15 protein-coding genes are annotated in these 15,771 nt (G+C 34.6%); 11 read left to right on the top strand and 4 right to left on the bottom strand.

The window, feature by feature from the left end; translation table 11 throughout:
- Positions 1-5 precede the first annotated feature (5 nt).
- The 3 genes from P0Y62_03800 to pdhA all read right to left on the bottom strand — a co-directional run bounded on the left by P0Y62_03800 (position 6) and on the right by pdhA (position 3,646).
- A complete protein-coding gene (locus P0Y62_03800) occupies positions 6-674 on the bottom strand; it encodes an ABC transporter ATP-binding protein (protein WEK70683.1) in 669 nt (222 codons plus the stop codon).
- A gap of 276 nt (positions 675-950) precedes the next feature.
- Positions 951-2,555, bottom strand: coding sequence for a 2-oxo acid dehydrogenase subunit E2 (locus P0Y62_03795; protein ID WEK70682.1), 1,605 nt, complete (start codon positions 2,553-2,555; stop codon positions 951-953).
- An 89-nt stretch (positions 2,556-2,644) separates the two neighbouring features.
- Positions 2,645-3,646, bottom strand: coding sequence for a pyruvate dehydrogenase (acetyl-transferring) E1 component subunit alpha (gene pdhA / locus P0Y62_03790; protein WEK70681.1), 1,002 nt, complete (start codon positions 3,644-3,646; stop codon positions 2,645-2,647).
- A 127-nt stretch (positions 3,647-3,773) separates the two neighbouring features.
- On the opposite strand from pdhA, the gene P0Y62_03785 reads away from it, so the two are divergent.
- Together P0Y62_03785 and P0Y62_03780 are read left to right on the top strand one after the other, a co-directional pair.
- Entirely contained in the window at positions 3,774-4,376 is a 603-nt protein-coding gene (locus P0Y62_03785; protein WEK70680.1) for a phosphatase PAP2 family protein, read from the top strand.
- Between the two features lie 9 nt (positions 4,377-4,385).
- Complete coding sequence (locus P0Y62_03780) at positions 4,386-4,853, top strand: BlaI/MecI/CopY family transcriptional regulator (GenBank protein ID WEK70679.1); 468 nt, start codon at positions 4,386-4,388, stop codon at positions 4,851-4,853.
- Positions 4,854-4,906: 53 nt separating this feature from the next.
- Here the strand turns inward: P0Y62_03780 and P0Y62_03775 are convergent, their stop codons facing one another.
- Positions 4,907-5,269 (bottom strand): RNA-binding protein, encoded by a 363-nt coding sequence (locus tag P0Y62_03775; protein WEK70678.1) that lies wholly within the window; start codon positions 5,267-5,269, stop codon positions 4,907-4,909.
- 306 nt (positions 5,270-5,575) lie between these two features.
- On the opposite strand from P0Y62_03775, the gene P0Y62_03770 reads away from it, so the two are divergent.
- The 9 genes from P0Y62_03770 to P0Y62_03730 all read left to right on the top strand — a co-directional run bounded on the left by P0Y62_03770 (position 5,576) and on the right by P0Y62_03730 (position 15,751).
- Positions 5,576-5,980, top strand: a complete 405-nt coding sequence (locus P0Y62_03770) for a hotdog domain-containing protein (GenBank protein WEK70677.1) — start codon at positions 5,576-5,578, stop codon at positions 5,978-5,980.
- Positions 5,977-6,537 (top strand): AraC family transcriptional regulator, encoded by a 561-nt coding sequence (locus P0Y62_03765; protein ID WEK70676.1) that lies wholly within the window; start codon positions 5,977-5,979, stop codon positions 6,535-6,537. Before P0Y62_03770 ends, P0Y62_03765 begins: the two co-directional genes overlap by 4 nt.
- Before the next feature lie 141 nt (positions 6,538-6,678).
- The gene (locus P0Y62_03760; GenBank protein WEK70675.1) at positions 6,679-9,522 is read left to right on the top strand and encodes a heavy metal translocating P-type ATPase; all 2,844 of its coding nucleotides are present in this window, start codon (positions 6,679-6,681) and stop codon (positions 9,520-9,522) included.
- Between the two features lie 2 nt (positions 9,523-9,524).
- Positions 9,525-10,253: a DUF72 domain-containing protein gene (locus P0Y62_03755; protein WEK70674.1), complete on the top strand. Its 729-nt coding sequence runs from the start codon at positions 9,525-9,527 to the stop codon at positions 10,251-10,253.
- 118 nt (positions 10,254-10,371) lie between these two features.
- The gene (locus P0Y62_03750; GenBank protein ID WEK70673.1) at positions 10,372-11,238 is read left to right on the top strand and encodes a polysaccharide deacetylase family protein; all 867 of its coding nucleotides are present in this window, start codon (positions 10,372-10,374) and stop codon (positions 11,236-11,238) included.
- A gap of 210 nt (positions 11,239-11,448) precedes the next feature.
- Complete coding sequence (locus P0Y62_03745) at positions 11,449-12,108, top strand: YggS family pyridoxal phosphate-dependent enzyme (GenBank protein ID WEK70672.1); 660 nt, start codon at positions 11,449-11,451, stop codon at positions 12,106-12,108.
- Positions 12,109-12,165: 57 nt separating this feature from the next.
- Positions 12,166-13,350 (top strand): sigma-54 dependent transcriptional regulator, encoded by a 1,185-nt coding sequence (locus P0Y62_03740; GenBank protein WEK70671.1) that lies wholly within the window; start codon positions 12,166-12,168, stop codon positions 13,348-13,350.
- A 99-nt stretch (positions 13,351-13,449) separates the two neighbouring features.
- Positions 13,450-14,811, top strand: a complete 1,362-nt coding sequence (locus P0Y62_03735; protein WEK70670.1) for an MATE family efflux transporter — start codon at positions 13,450-13,452, stop codon at positions 14,809-14,811.
- A 121-nt stretch (positions 14,812-14,932) separates the two neighbouring features.
- Positions 14,933-15,751 (top strand): GLPGLI family protein, encoded by an 819-nt coding sequence (locus P0Y62_03730; protein ID WEK70669.1) that lies wholly within the window; start codon positions 14,933-14,935, stop codon positions 15,749-15,751.
- Positions 15,752-15,771 lie beyond the last annotated feature (20 nt).

Raw genomic sequence — 15,771 nt, 5'->3', positions numbered from 1 at the left:
AAAGTTTATTCGATAATCATTCCGTCTTTCATCACTAGTTTTCGATCGGTAATTTCGGCAAGACCAGGGTTGTGGGTTACAATCACGAAAGTCTGGTTATATTTATCTCTTAAATCGAAAAAAAGACGGTGAAGATCATCTGCATTTTTTGAATCTAAATTTCCTGTAGGTTCATCTGCAAAAATAATTTTCGGAGAATTGATTAAAGCCCTGGCTACAGCAACTCTCTGTGCTTCACCTCCGGATAATTGATTAGGCTTATGATGCAATCTCTGCTCTATTTTTAAGTCTTCAAATAAGGCATAAGCTTTTTCAATTGCTTCTTTTTCATTGGCGCCCGCAATTTTTGTTGGAAGTAATACATTTTCTAAAGCTGTAAATTCAGGAAGTAATTGATGAAACTGAAAAACAAAGCCAATATTTTGGTTTCTGAATTTAGAAAGCTGTTTATCATTCATATTAATGAAAGATTCTCCTGCAATGGTTATTTCAGTATCAAAGTTTTTCGAATTGGTAGGAAGATCTAAAGTTCCTAAAATCTGTAAAAGGGTAGATTTTCCGGCTCCCGATTCTCCAACAATAGACACAACTTCTCCTACTTTTATATGGATATCAACGCCTTTCAATACTTCTAAATTTCCATATGATTTATGGATATTTCTTGCTTTAATCATGATTCAAAAATAGTAAATTGATTTGAGATATGAGATAATTTTAAAGCGAATTATACTATGATAAATTAATAATGACACCATTAAATTAAGTGTCTTTGAGATGCTTCGGCTTCGCTCAGCATGACAGTGATTCTCTTAACAAGAATAATATGATTACTCTGGATAATTTTATGTGTCATGCTGAGCGAAGCCGAAGCATCCTTATCAAGCTTATGATATTATAAAAAACGCTCCTCAAATCGAGAAGCGTTTTTTTATATTTAAAACTTTAGAAAATTACAGTAACAAAGTTAATGGACTTTCTAAATACGTTTTTAATGTCTGTAAGAACTGAGCACCCGTGGCACCGTCTACCACTCTGTGGTCACAAGCTAATGAAAGCTTCATGATGTTTCCAACCACGATCTGTCCATTTTTCACAATTGGTTTCTCAATGATAGCTCCTACTGAAAGGATAGCAGAGTTTGGCTGGTTGATGATACTTGTAAAGGTTTCAATTCCGAACATACCCAAGTTTGAAATTGAGAATGTAGATCCTTCCATTTCATTTGCTTTAAGACCTTTAGATTTCGCTCTTGAAGCCATATCTTTCACAGCAGCAGAAATTTGAGTATAGTTCATCTGATCTGTATTTTTAAGTACAGGAACCACCAATCCGTCAGGAATTGCAACCGCTACACCAACATTAATATTTCCTCTGTGAATGATCTTATCACCTGCCCAGCTTGAATTTACCTGCGGGTGCTTTCTTAAAGCAACAGCAGTTGCCTTAATGATCATATCGTTGAATGAAATTTTAGTATCCGGCAAAGAATTGATCTCTTTTCTAGCTTCAATCGCTTTATCCATGTTGATTTCTACCATTAGATAGTAGTGAGGAGCAGAGAACTTACTTTCAGAAAGACGTTTTGCGATAATGTTTCTCACCTGTGAATTCGGAGTTTCTGTATCTTCACCCTGTACAAAGCTTAATGCAACTTGCGCCGCAGGACTTGCTGTCGGAGCTGAAGCTGCTGGTTTCGCAGATGGCTGATAATTTTCAATATCTTTTTTAACGATTCTTCCGTTTTCACCAGAACCTTGTACACTATTGATATCAACACCTTTATCCTGGGCCATTTTTTTCGCTAATGGGGAAATGGCAACTCTGTCTGTAGACGAAGAACTTACAACTGGAGCAGCAGCTTTTTCCTCTGCTTTAGTTTCTGTTTTTTGTTCAGCTGGTTTTTCTGATGATGAAGCCGCAGGTTTTGCAGCACCCACTCCTGAAACATCTGTTCCAGCAGGACCAATAATAGCTAAAACACTATCAACCGGTGCAGCACCTCCTTCTTCTACTCCTTGCTTCAATAATACTCCATTGAATTCAGATTCAAAATCCTGAACTGCCTTATCTGTTTCGATCTCAGCAAGAAGATCTCCTTCTTTTACTGTATCTCCAATATTTTTGTGCCATTTAGCTACCTTACCTTCCGTCATTGTATCAGAAAGTCTAGGCATTGTAATCACTTCCACTCCTGCAGGAACTTCAGCTGATGCTTGTTCCGGAGCTGCAGGTGTTTCTGTTTTAGGCTCTTCTTTTTTCTCTTCAGAAGTTGCAGCAGGAGCAGCTGCTCCGCCTGTTAATCCTGAAATATCCTCTCCTTCATTACCAATAATTGCTAAAACAGAATCTACAGCTGCTGCATTACCTTCTTCTACACCTATGTATAAAAGAGTTCCTTCTATTTCAGATTCGAAATCCTGAACCGCTTTGTCTGTTTCAATTTCGGCTAAAATATCTCCTTCTTTTACTTTATCTCCTACTTTTTTATGCCATTTAGCCACTTTTCCTTCCGTCATTGTATCAGAAAGACGTGGCATTGTAATCACTTCTGCCATAATATATATTGATTTGATATTCGAGATTCGAGATTTGAGATTTGAGATTAGGGAAACTCAAATTTCAAATGTCAAATTAATTATTAATTTTAGTTTTCTAATTTATCTAAGAATGGATAATTTTCCTGAGCGTATACGTACTCATAAACTTTTTCTGCATCCGGATATGGGGAATTTTCCATAAATTCTACACACTCTTCAACGAAATCTCTGGATTTGTTATCCATAGCTTCCAATTCTTCTTCTGTAGCCCATCCGTTTGATAAAATTCTTTGTTTGATCAACTCGATGGGATCATCATTTTTGTGAATCGCTACTTCTTCTTTAGATCTGTATGGTTCAGCATCAGACATTGAGTGACCTCTGAAACGGTACGTTCTCGCTTCGATGAAAGTAGGTCCGTCTCCTCTTCTTGCTCTTTCGATAGCCTCGTAAGCAGCTTCAGCCACTTTTTCAGGATCCATTGCATCTACAGCAAGACAAGGCATTTCGTAGCCTAATCCTAATTTATAGATATCTTCGTGGTTGGCTGTTCTTTTAACAGAAGTACCCATTGCATATTGATTGTTTTCAACAACAAAAATTACAGGTAATTTCCAGTTCATAGCCATGTTAAACGTTTCATGCAAAGATCCCTGTCTTGCTGCTCCGTCTCCGAAGAAACAAATGTTTACCGCTTTTCTGTCAAAATATTGGTCTGCGAAAGCAATACCCGCTCCCAAAGGAATTTGACCTCCTACAATACCATGACCTCCGTAAAATCTATGTTCTTTACTGAAAATGTGCATAGATCCACCCATACCTCCTGACGTACCTGTAGCCTTACCACAAAGTTCTGCCATGATTCTTTTAGGATCTACTCCCATCGCCATTGGATGGATGTGACATCTGTAAGCAGTGATCATACTATCTTTAGTTAAATCCATTGCATGCGTAAAACCAGCAGGAATAGCTTCCTGACCGTTGTACAAATGTAAAAAACCTCTGATTTTTTGTTTTAGATAAAGAGAACGGCATTTGTCTTCAAACCTTCTCCACATAGTCATATCTTCATACCACTTCAGGTATACCTCTTTAGAAAATTCTTTCATGTGTTGAGCTCTTGCTTATTTATTATGAAATAGTTGAGCAAAATTATAAAAAAAACTTTGTTTTTATTGTATACATACCAATTGTTTTTTTAGTTATAATATTATATTTACATTATCAAACTGAAATATGGAAGAAAAACAGCCTTCATTTATACTTAAAGCATCAAAAATAATCTCAGATTTATTTAATCCCCTACTTTCTTTATTTATATTCTTTCTATACATGAGTGTAAGAAATTACTCATTGAAAGATTCTTTATATTACTTTTTACCAATACTGTTGATTATTATGATTCCTGTCATTGTTTGGCTGGTCTGGAATGTAAAAACAGGAAGGTATACCAATATGGATGTTTCGAACCGGGTACAGAGAAAGACTTTATATGTGTTTATAGCCGTTTGTATTATTGCTTATATTGTTTTCAATTACATAAAAAACGGATACATTGATTTTGTCATGCTATTTATTCTGATCCTTCTTTTCGCTCTGCAGATCAGTAATTTTTTTATTAAAAGCTCTATGCATACTGCATTCAATATATTTGTTGCAGCTTTGTTTTTTGCGATTAATCCAGTTGCAGGACTTATATGGCTCGGAATTGCGGCTTTAGTAGGGATTACCCGGATTATTTTAAAAAGACATAGTCCGAAAGAAGTATTCATGGGAGCTCTTATCGCTTTTATGGTATCTTTTATTTACCTATATTGCAATATACAATTTCAACATTAAGACTCTACTATGAAAATAAATCATCTCACTTCTGCAGAAGAAAACTTAATGAAGCTCTTCTGGAAGCTGAAATCTTTTTATCTAAAAGACATTATGGAAAAGCATTCTGAACCGAAACCCCATCAGAATACAGTTTCTACTTACCTTAAAATACTGGTTGAAAAAGGATATTTGTCTACGGAAAAAGAAGGAAGAATTTTTAAATATACGGTTCTTGTACCGCTGGAAGAATATAGAAAATTTTTGTTAAGAGAGCTTTCCCTTAATTTCTTTAATAATTCAGGGAAGGAAGTTTTGGAATTTTTATTTAATGAGAATCTGATCTCTCAAAATGATCTTAAAGGATATTTTGATCTGAAAATAGAACTTAAGCCGGCGAAAATAAAAGAACCTAAATTAGAATATGCCGAAGAAATATTGAATCCTAAAAAAGATAAAAAGAATAAAGAAAAGAAAAAGAAGAAGAAAAAAGACTAATTCTTTAAATAAAAGACATAAAAAAAGCGGCTCCGAAAAGCCGCTTATATTTTTTACCAACGGTTTCCACCGCCGTTACCTCCTCTGTTGTTACCGTAACCACCACCGTTGTTTCCACCACGGTTGTTTCCATAACCACCACCTCTGTTGTTATCGAAACTTCTTCTTGGTTTTTCTTCTCTCGGCTTAGCTTCAGATACGTTAAGTACTTTCCCGTTAAGTTCTTTCTGGTTAAGAGCTTCAATAGCTTGAGCTCCTTCTTCGTCACCCATTTCGATGAAACCGAAACCTCTAGAACGACCAGTTTCTCTGTCTGTTACAATCTTAGCAGATGTTACATCGCCAAATTCAGCGAATAAGTCATGCAACTCATATTCTTTAGTTGCGTAATTGATGTTTGAAACAAAAATGTTCATTTTAAATAAAATTAAAAAATTAATAAAAATTTGGCATATAAAAGAAAAACAACATAAATTAATGAACAAATATTGATTCCAAATATAAACGATTGCAAGTTACAATTAAAAATTACAAATCAAAGCTTTTTTATAATTAATTCTCACTTAATATTGAATTTGTTAAATCTAATTCTTATAAAATAATATTTATCAGGCTTTTATTAGTAATTGAGAAAACAAATTATTGTTTTTTAATAACTAAATATTAATTAACTGTAAATACAATTTTTTAACCTTAAATTTGTGCTGCAAATTATTAAAAATATGAACTATCATACGAGAAAATGGGTAAAACCCGAAGATTTGAACCCTAATCAGTCACTTTTTGGAGGACGATTATTACAGTGGATTGATGAAGAAGCAGCATTGTATGCCGTGATTCAGCTGGAAAATAAAAAAGTAGTTACAAAATTCATATCAGAAATCAACTTTGTAAGCTCTGCAAAACAAGGTGATATTATTGAAATTGGGATTGAAGTTTCAAATTTTGGATCAACTTCGCTTACCTTAAGATGTGATGTACGAAATAAAATGACCCATCAAACCATCATTACTGTCGACAGAATTGTAATGGTAAACTTAGATCAGGACGGAAACCCTGCACCACATGGAAAAACAAAAGTTGAATTTGTAAAAGACAGATTGCTAAACAATCAGGATCAGCAATGAAAATTTTCATAAAAAATATGGTTTGTGGAAGGTGTATTTCTGCCGTTCAGTCTATTTTTAATGAAAATCGAGTAAAAATCAAATCTATCAATCTTGGTGAAGTGGAAACAGAATCCGATGTTTCCGAAGAAGATCTTCAGTCCATTGAAAAACATCTTTCGGAAACAGGTTTCGAAAGGATAAAAGATTCTGCTCATCAGCTTATTGAAAAAATTAAGGCTCTGATCATTACAAAAATCAGCGAGCTTGATATTGATGAAAACTTCCTTCTTTCAGAGTTTTTAACATCAAAAATTCATAAGGATTACAGTTCTCTTTCAAAGACTTTTTCTCAAAATGAGAATGTCACATTAGAGCAGTTTTTTATTCTTCAAAAGATTGAAAAGGTGAAAGAATTACTTTTATATAATGAATTTACACTGACAGAAATTGCAGGAAAACTTGGTTATAAAAGTGTTCAGCATTTGTCATCCCAATTCAGAAACAGTTCAGGTTTCACTCCTACTGAATTTAAAAAACTGAAGATCCACAATCGAAAACCTCTGGATCTTGTCTGAAAATAAAATATATTAGAGTTTTGAAATTCATTGATAATCAAAACTCTAATCCTTCCTGCCAAATTCTATAAACATTATCCTTAAATTTATAACAACCTTCATGTTGCGTTTTGGAAATTTGTACTGTAAATTAAAAGGATTATGGAAAAACAATATAAAATACTCGGAATGACTTGTTCCGGCTGTCAGAAAAAGATTTTTGAAAAGCTGAATAGTATTGAAGGGATAAGTGCTGATGTTGATTTAGAAACAAATACAGCAACCATCACTTCCGAAAAAGATATTGAATTAAATACTTTAAATAAAGCGCTGGACGCAATCGGAAACTATAAACTGGACGATCCTGACAATTCTCAAAAAGATTTTGTAAAACCGCAGGACAGAATATCTCCATCATCTGTTTATTATTGCCCGATGGAATGCGAAGGTGATAAAGTCTATTTCCAGCAAGGGAAAAGATGTCCGGTTTGCAATATGTATCTGGTTCCTATTGAAGAAAAGCTGGCAAAAGATCCTAATCATAAGCCAACCTACTCTTCTGCCCATTTACCTGAAAATTTCAAAGATAATATAGGAAAATATTATTGTCCTATGTTCTGCGAAGGAGATAAGATTTATAATGAGAAAGGCGATTGTCCTGTTTGTCATATGCATTTGGAAGAAATTACGGAGAACTTGGTGAAAAATGCGGGAACTCATTCGCATCACCATACTCATGATCACGGGCATCACCATGAAGCTCCGAAAATTACCGATGAAATGGCAGGCAAATATTACTGTCCAATGTATTGTGAAGGAGATAAGGTGTATGACAGGAATGTAGGTTGTCCGGTTTGTGGAATGGATCTGGTAAAATATCCTGAGAAAAAAGTGGCAAAATATACCTGCCCGATGCATCCTGAAATTATAAGTGATGAGCCGGGAAGTTGTCCTATTTGTGGAATGGATTTAGTAAGAATGCCTGATTCAAATGAAGGTGAAGAGGATGAAACATACATCATTCTGAAAAGAAAATTCATTATTTCTCTGGCTTTCACGCTCCCTGTTTTTATACTTTCGATGGGAAGAATGTTCATTGATTTCCCTTTTTCTCACCAGATTCAGGGCGTTATTGAATTTATTTTAACACTTCCGGTTCTATTTTATTCCGGGTGGTTTTTAATAAAAAGAGGCTGGGTTTCTTTTAAAACCTGGAATCTGAATATGTTTAGCTTAATTGCTTTGGGAGTTGCTGCAGCATTTATTTTCAGTATTGTTGCTTTGGTCTTTCCGGATATGATCCCCCATGAAATCCGTGGTCATGATCATGAAATTCCATTGTATTTTGAAGCGGTCTGTGTGATTTTAACATTGGTGATCTTAGGTCAGCTCATGGAAGCTGCTGCACATAAAAAAACGGGAAATGCCATCCGTGAACTGATGAATCTTTCGCCAGATGAAGCCAATCTTATCGTAAACGGAGAAGAAAAAAAAGTTTTGCTTTCTCAGGTAAAAATCGGAGACTTATTAAAGGTAAAACCGGGAGAAAAAATTCCTGTTGACGGAAAAATAACAGAAGGAAGCTCTTATGTTGATGAAAGTATGATTACAGGAGAGCCTATTCCGGTTGAAAAAAGCATTAATGATAAAGTTTCTTCAGGAACTATCAACGGCAATCAGGTGTTCATTATGAAAGCTGAAAAAGTGGGCGATGAAACTTTACTTGCTCAGATCATTAAAATGGTGAATGAAGCCAGCAGAAGTAAGGCTCCGATTCAAAAGCTTACTGATAAAGTTTCAAAAGTTTTCGTTCCTACTGTTATCTTGATTGCGGTTTTAACATTTATTCTTTGGCAAATTTTCGGTCCGGAAGGAAAAAAAAGCTTGTTTGCCTTTGTGAATGCTGTGGCTGTTTTAATTGTTGCCTGTCCTTGTGCATTGGGCTTGGCTACACCGATGTCTTTAATGGTTGGAATTGGAAAAGGGGCTAAAAACGGAATTCTTATCAAAAATGCAGAAGCACTTGAACAAATGAATAAGGTAAATGTTTTAATTACCGATAAAACAGGAACTTTAACAGAAGGAAAGCCATCTTTAGAATATATTGAAACGGTTGATGAAGATAAAAATTCAATCCTGAAATTAGCCTATTCCTTAAATCAGAATTCTGAGCATCCTCTATCCAATGCGGTAATCAAAAAAGCAAAAGAGCAAAATGTTTCTCCTGAAAAAGTAACAGATTTTGAAAATATTTCAGGAAAAGGAGTTAAAGGAAATATCAACGGAGAAACGGTTTATTTAGGAAACGAAAGTCTGATAATCTCTCATCAGATATCAATTCCTGAAAACTTAAAACAAAAGGCGTTTGAAGTTCAGTCAAAAGCACATACTATTTCTTATATCGCTCAGGGAAATACGGTTTTAGGATTCATTAGCTTTACTGATAAAATAAAAGAAAGCTCTAAAAAAGCGGTTCAGCTGTTATTAAGTGAAGGTATAGATGTCATCATGATGACCGGAGACAATGAACATACTGCAAAAGCGGTTGCTGAAGAATTGGGAATCAAACATTTCAAAGCCAACTGTCATCCGGAGGATAAATTAAATGAGGTTAAAAAACTTCAGCAGCAAGGTAAAATCGTAGCCATGACGGGTGACGGAATCAATGACTCCCCTGCTTTGGCTCAGGCTGATATTGGAATTGCGATGGGAACAGGAACCGATGTTGCTATCGAAAGTGCCGAAATTACTTTATTAAAAGGTGATATTTTAGGGGTGGCCAAGGCAAAGTTACTCAGTGAAAAGCTTTTAAAGAATATTAAGGAAAACTTATTCTTTGCTTTTATTTATAATGTTTTAGGCGTTCCGATTGCGGCAGGATTATTGTATCCTTTCTTTGGAATTCTTTTATCACCTATGATTGCTGCGGCAGCAATGAGTTTTAGCTCATTATCGGTGATTTTAAATTCTCTACGTTTGAATTCAGTCGATTTAGATATTAAGTAAATATGAAAAAAGAAAGTCTGTATATTGGTTGTTCAGGATTTTACAATAATGACTGGAAAGGATCATTATATCCTGAAGATGCAAAAAGTAAAGACTTTCTTTCTTTATATTCTCACAAATTCAATTGTGTAGAAATCAATTCAACTTTTTACAGGAATCCAACAGCTAAAACCCTTCTGAAATGGAGAGATGAAACTCCTGAAGATTTTAAGTTTTTTATTAAAATTCCGAAAACAATTTCTCACGAAAAGCGCCTGAAAGACTGCAAAGAACATATTACCGAATTCTGTGCTCATATTCAGGATCATCTTAAAGATAAGCTTTCCGGCTTTCTTTATCAATTCCCGCCTTCTTTCAAAAATTCGCAGGAAAATATTGATGTTATCCTTCGTAATATCAATTTTGCTTACTTGAACGTCATTGAATTCCGTCATGAATCATGGTGGAACGATGAGATTTTTAAAATTCTGGGAGATCACAATATTATTTTTTCCGGTGTAAGTTTCCCGGGAAATTTACCTGAAGATGTTATCATTAATCATTCTGAAATTTTGTACTACAGGCTTCATGGGAAACCTATTCTTTACAAATCCGAATATACTTCAGAATTCCTTAAAGATCTCGCTGAAAATATTATAAATCTGAAAAAGAAAACCTTTATTTTTTTCAATAATACATGGGGAACAGCTGCGATTAATAACTCTTTATATTTAAAGGAATTACTGAAATAAAATTTAGTTATTAAAATATCCTTAAAAAGCCGAATTCAATTAAATTCGGCATGTAATTTGTTAAGAATAATTTAGAAAAATTAACTTTTTTTTAACAATTTAAATTCCTCTTAATTTTATGAAAAAAACTTTTGCGGAAAAGTCTAGAAACAAGACTTTTCTTGGGATGTTTGCATTGGTGAGTGCAACTTCAATCTTATTCAACGGTTGTAACCGTAAAAACGACAAGAAAGAATCAGAAAAACTGATTTCTCAGGAACATCCCGTCGCAAAAACAGTTCCTAAAATTGATGATGAAAATGTCGATTCGGACAAAAGAGTTATTTATCTTACATTTGATGATGGACCAAATCGCGGAACAGTAAATCTTCTCAAAATTCTTAACAAGAGAAATGTCTGTGCAACTGCTTTTATTGTTGGAAAACATGTATATGGAAGCAAAACACAAATGAATGACTTTGAGCTTTTGAAAAAGGATCCCTTGATAGAACTGGCAAATCATAGTTTTACTCATGCCAATAATAAATACACCGATTTTTACAAAAATCCGCTGGCTGTTGTCCACGATTTTGATACGGCAAAAGACAGCTTGAAATTATACGATAAAATTGCCAGAACTCCGGGAAGGAATATCTGGAGGCTTACTAATACAAACGTGACCGATCTTAAAAGTTCTACCGAAGCTGCTAATAAACTTAAAGAAGCAGGTTATAAAGTAATTGGCTGGGATCTGGAATGGAAACCTGGTCAGAAAATGGCTCTGAAAGGCAGTCATGAGGCTATGCTGAAAAAAGTGGACAGTATTTTTTTTAATGATTTAGAAAAAACTTCAAGACACCTCGTTTTTCTTACGCATGACCAATATCTTACAGATTCTGACTCTATTAATGAACTTGATCTTTTTATTGAGAAACTGCAGAAAAGTAACCGCTTTGTTTTCAGAAAAATCTCTGAATATCCTAAGATCAATGAGGTTTTGAATTAATTTAAATATTTTTGGTTGCCTGTCATTCTGAACAAAATGAAATGCAGTGAAGAATCTTTCTGTTAAATGAAGCCTGATCTATATTAATCCGAGATTCTTCCTTCGTCAGAATGACAGACAATCATTTTTCTTTACTTCTACATGGTAAACTGATTTTAAAATTTAGAAATTAATTCGTTTTTTGCTTTTAAAATTCAGAAATTTGCAATCATGAGCATTCAGGAAAATTATACCCGTATAAAAACTCAGCTTCCGGATCACGTAGAACTGGTTGCTGTATCAAAAACGCATCCGGTTTCAGCCATTCAGGAAGTCTATGATCTTGGGCAAAGGGTTTTTGGAGAAAACAAAGTTCAGGAAGTAATGGAGAAATATCCTCTTCTTCCTAAAGATATTCAATGGCATCTGATAGGACATCTGCAGACTAATAAAGTAAAATACATTGCTGAGTTTATAGATACTATTCAGAGTGTAGATTCTGAAAAATTAATTTTGGAAATCAATAAAGAAGCCATAAAGTATAACAGGAACATTAAAGTTTTACTTCAGGTAAAAATTGCTGAAGAAGAAAGTAAATTCGGGTTAGAAATTGATGAAGCCAAAAGATTATTTCAAAAATATACAGACGGAGCATTTTCAAATATAGAAGTTACAGGATTGATGGGAATGGCAACATTCACCGATGATGAACAGCAGATCAGAAAAGAATTTTCAATATTAAAAAGCCTTTTTGATGAACTGAATAAGCAGAAATCTCTACAAACATTATCGATGGGGATGAGTGACGACTTTCCTATTGCGATAGAATGTGGGGCCAATTCAGTAAGGGTCGGTTCTGCCATTTTTGGAAGAAGAGATTATACGCAATAGATTATTTAGGTATGGTTTTTGCTAATAATTCAATCAAAAATTTCTAAATTTGCAACTATGCAAAAAATCCTTATCGTAGAAGACGAAAAAGCAATATCGGGAGTTCTTCACAGTATTCTCTCAGATGAACTTACTGATTATGAATTTGTAATCGCCGAAGATGGCCTTGAAGGCTATAAACAGGTAGAGAAAGAAGACTTTGCATTGGTAATTTCTGACATCAAAATGCCCAAACTTTCAGGAACTGAGCTTTTAAAGCAAAGTTTAGCACTTAAGCCTGAAACTACTTTTATTATGATTTCGGGACACGCAGATATTGATTCTGCGGTTTCATGTTTAAAGGAAGGTGCTTATGATTTCATTTCAAAGCCGATTGACATCAACCGACTGATTACAAGTGTTAAAAATGCTTTAACTAAAGAAACACTTAAAAAAGAGAACAAAAATCTTCAAACTGAAAATAAAACGCTTAAGAAAAAAGTAAGCAAAAAATACCAAATGATCGGTCAGTCCGCCGGATTACAGAAGATTCAGGACATGATTGAGAAAGTTGCTGTTTCTGATGCCAGAGTTTTGATTACAGGACCCAATGGTGCAGGAAAAGAGCTTGTAGCACACGCCATTCACAATCAAAGTGAAAGAGCGAGAGGCCCGATGATTGAGGTAAACTGTGCTGCCATTCCTTCTGAGCTTATAGAATCTGAGCTTTTTGGTCACGTAAAAGGATCTTTTACAGGGGCTATCAAAGATAAACAGGGAAAATTTGAACAGGCCAACGGAGGTACTATTTTCTTGGATGAAATTGGAGATATGAGTCTTATCGCTCAGGCAAAAGTATTAAGAGCATTACAGGAAAGTAAAGTTTCTCCCGTAGGAAGTGATAAAGAAATAAAAGTTGATGTAAGAGTACTTGCTGCAACCAATAAAAATATGCAGAAGGAAATAGAAGCAGGAAGATTCAGAGAAGATCTTTATCACAGACTTTCTGTGATCGAAATCTATGTACCGCCATTGGATGAAAGAAAAGAAGACATCAAATTATTGGTTGAGCATTTCTCCGGAATGATCGCCGATGAGCACGGTACTGCAACAAAAAAATTCGATGATAAAGCGATTGAAGCCTTAAAAGCACTTTCATGGACAGGAAACATCAGAGAACTAAGAAATGTTGTAGAAAGATTAATTATTTTGGGTGGAAGCACTGTGTCCGCCGAAGACGTTGCAAGTTTTGTAAGGAAATAATGTAGATTATTACTTAATATAAATTATAAAAATTGCAGTACCATTTGTTACTGCAATTTTTTTTTGAACTCAAACTACAAACTATATGAATTTTAAATTATGAGCTTTTTAAATAAAAAATATACAAAAGAAACTTTGGCACTTGCCTTACCGGTAATGCTCACCCAGGTAGGACAGGTGTCGGTCAATTTATTTGACAACATTATTGTAGGAAAATTATTGGGAGCAGATGCATTAGCTTCCGTATCATTAGGAAATGCAGTGTTTTTCTCTATGTTTGTTTTAGCATTGGGATTCTCATTTGCCATTCCTCCATTGGTTTCCGAAGCCCATTCGCAGCATGACCATAAGACCATTAATTCTGTTTTCAGTCACGGATTTATCATTAATATGTCTGTAGGGATTATTTTAATGGGAGTTTTATTTCTGGGAATGCCACTACTCTATCATTCCGGGCAGCCCGCTAAAATTATTCCTGATACGGTAGACTTTTTGACCATTATGGCAGTAAGTATTGTTCCGTTTATGGCATTTCAGACCTTAAGAGAGGTGTCCGAAGGTTTATCTTATACCATCGGAGTAACAAAGGCTACGATCATTGCCAATGTGATTAATATCGTCCTTAATTACGTTTTTATTAAAGGGCTGTGGATATTTCCTGAAATGGGAGTAAAAGGTTCTGCATTGGCAAGTTTAATTGCCCGTATCTTCATGGTCGTTTTCCTTTACATCGTATTGTTGAAGCAGCCTAAAACCAGACAGTATATCAAAGCTTTTTCCTTGAAAATTGAGGTTTTCTCGAAAAAAATGTTTGAAAAAATGGTGAGATTGGGGCTTCCTACGGCATTGCAGATGTTTTTTGAAGTTACTGCTTTTGCAGGAGCGGCATTTATCTGTGGCTTGATCTCCGCACACGATATAGCATCCCATCAGATTGCCCTGAGTATGGCTTCATTCACCTTTAATTTATGTGTCGGGTTCAGTGTTGCATCTACTGTAATGATTGGAAGGAAATTGGGAGAACAGAACTATGTGGAATTAAGAAAAGTTGGGATCAACAATTTGAAAATAGCTTTTATTTTCATGTGTATTTGCGGAACCGTCTTTATTTTAGGCAGAAATATCCTTCCTACTTTTTTTACTAAAAAAGAAGAAGTGGAAGTAATTACCCTGGCCTCGAAGCTTATGATTATAGCGGCATTATTTCAGTTATCAGACGGAATTCAGGTTACAGCTTTAGGAACATTGAGAGGTCTTCAGGACGTAAAAATCCCATCCATTTACACTTTTATTGCGTATTGGGTCATTACAGTTCCTTTAGGTTATTTCCTTTGTGTAACTTTAGAAATGGGAGCATTCGGAATGTGGATCGCATTAGGATTAGGACTTACGATTTCAGCATTGTTCCTAGTAAAAAGATTCCTCAATATGTCAGCCAGAAAAATTAAACTCAATTCATAAAATACTTAAAGACCCTTTCAAAGGGTCTTTTTTGTCACGAACATTCATTACTCTGTGAATTAGATAAAAGATATTTGTATTTTTGTTTATATTAATATTTATAAAGACTGTTACAATTTCAATGAAAAAAATATTTCTCTTATTAAGTATATCCTTATTCTCCTTTTATCAATCACAAACGAACAGGTTTATCTATGAACTGCAATTCAGAACAGACGAAAGCCAGGAATATCGAAAAGCTTTAATGAATCTCGACATCAGTCCAAAATCGGTTAAATTTTACGATAAGGATTTTGCAGACTATGATTCTATCAATAAAAGTTCACAAATGGGAAATTCCCATCACAGTACAAAAACAGATCAGGTAGTCGAAAGACAGCCCAATTCTTTTAAAAATAATTGGTACAGGGATTTTTTTGAATATTTTGTAATAAAAACAAATGATGAAATGAAGTGGAATCTTTTGTCAGACACTCAAATCTACAATGGTTATACACTGCAAAAAGCCACCACTAGTTTTGGAGGAAGACAATGGACGGCATGGTTTTCTAAAGAAGTGGATATTAAGGAAGGTCCATACAAATTCAGGGGACTTCCGGGACTGATCTTTATTATTGAAGATGATAAAAAGGACTTCAGTTATAAACTGGTTAAAAATATAAAACTTCCGGAAACTTATAGTACAAAGGACTTTGTTGAAACTCATTATGGGAAAACTGCGTTGCCTATTTCTAATGAAAAATTCAATAAATATGTTGAGGATACGTATTCTGATCCTGTAAGAATGTTTTCTAACGGCGTAAAAAACGGAGGGTCTACTTTTGGAAAGGAAACAGTAGAATCTCTAGAAGAATTGAATAAAAAGAAAGCTATGCTGCAGAAAGGAATTAAAAGCCGATATATTTATATTGAAAAAGATAAGGAACCTAGGTTCAATTAATAAAAAACTCGCTTAAAAGC

The organism is Candidatus Chryseobacterium colombiense (assembly GCA_029203185.1).
GTDB lineage: Bacteria > Bacteroidota > Bacteroidia > Flavobacteriales > Weeksellaceae > Chryseobacterium > Chryseobacterium colombiense.
This window is presented reverse-complemented; position numbering and strand designations above follow the sequence as displayed.

Excerpts from the sequence above, each read along its gene's own strand:
- P0Y62_03800 (WEK70683.1), bottom strand. The coding sequence starts at position 674 with ATGATTAAAGCAAGAAATATCCATAAATCATATGGAAATTTAGAAGTA.
- P0Y62_03795 (WEK70682.1), bottom strand. The coding sequence starts at position 2,555 with ATGGCAGAAGTGATTACAATGCCACGTCTTTCTGATACAATGACGGAA.
- pdhA (WEK70681.1), bottom strand. The coding sequence starts at position 3,646 with ATGAAAGAATTTTCTAAAGAGGTATACCTGAAGTGGTATGAAGATATG.
- P0Y62_03785 (WEK70680.1), top strand. The coding sequence starts at position 3,774 with ATGGAAGAAAAACAGCCTTCATTTATACTTAAAGCATCAAAAATAATC.
- P0Y62_03780 (WEK70679.1), top strand. The coding sequence starts at position 4,386 with ATGAAAATAAATCATCTCACTTCTGCAGAAGAAAACTTAATGAAGCTC.
- P0Y62_03775 (WEK70678.1), bottom strand. The coding sequence starts at position 5,269 with ATGAACATTTTTGTTTCAAACATCAATTACGCAACTAAAGAATATGAG.
- P0Y62_03770 (WEK70677.1), top strand. The coding sequence starts at position 5,576 with ATGAACTATCATACGAGAAAATGGGTAAAACCCGAAGATTTGAACCCT.
- P0Y62_03765 (WEK70676.1), top strand. The coding sequence starts at position 5,977 with ATGAAAATTTTCATAAAAAATATGGTTTGTGGAAGGTGTATTTCTGCC.
- P0Y62_03760 (WEK70675.1), top strand. The coding sequence starts at position 6,679 with ATGGAAAAACAATATAAAATACTCGGAATGACTTGTTCCGGCTGTCAG.
- P0Y62_03755 (WEK70674.1), top strand. The coding sequence starts at position 9,525 with ATGAAAAAAGAAAGTCTGTATATTGGTTGTTCAGGATTTTACAATAAT.
- P0Y62_03750 (WEK70673.1), top strand. The coding sequence starts at position 10,372 with ATGAAAAAAACTTTTGCGGAAAAGTCTAGAAACAAGACTTTTCTTGGG.
- P0Y62_03745 (WEK70672.1), top strand. The coding sequence starts at position 11,449 with ATGAGCATTCAGGAAAATTATACCCGTATAAAAACTCAGCTTCCGGAT.
- P0Y62_03740 (WEK70671.1), top strand. The coding sequence starts at position 12,166 with ATGCAAAAAATCCTTATCGTAGAAGACGAAAAAGCAATATCGGGAGTT.
- P0Y62_03735 (WEK70670.1), top strand. The coding sequence starts at position 13,450 with ATGAGCTTTTTAAATAAAAAATATACAAAAGAAACTTTGGCACTTGCC.
- P0Y62_03730 (WEK70669.1), top strand. The coding sequence starts at position 14,933 with ATGAAAAAAATATTTCTCTTATTAAGTATATCCTTATTCTCCTTTTAT.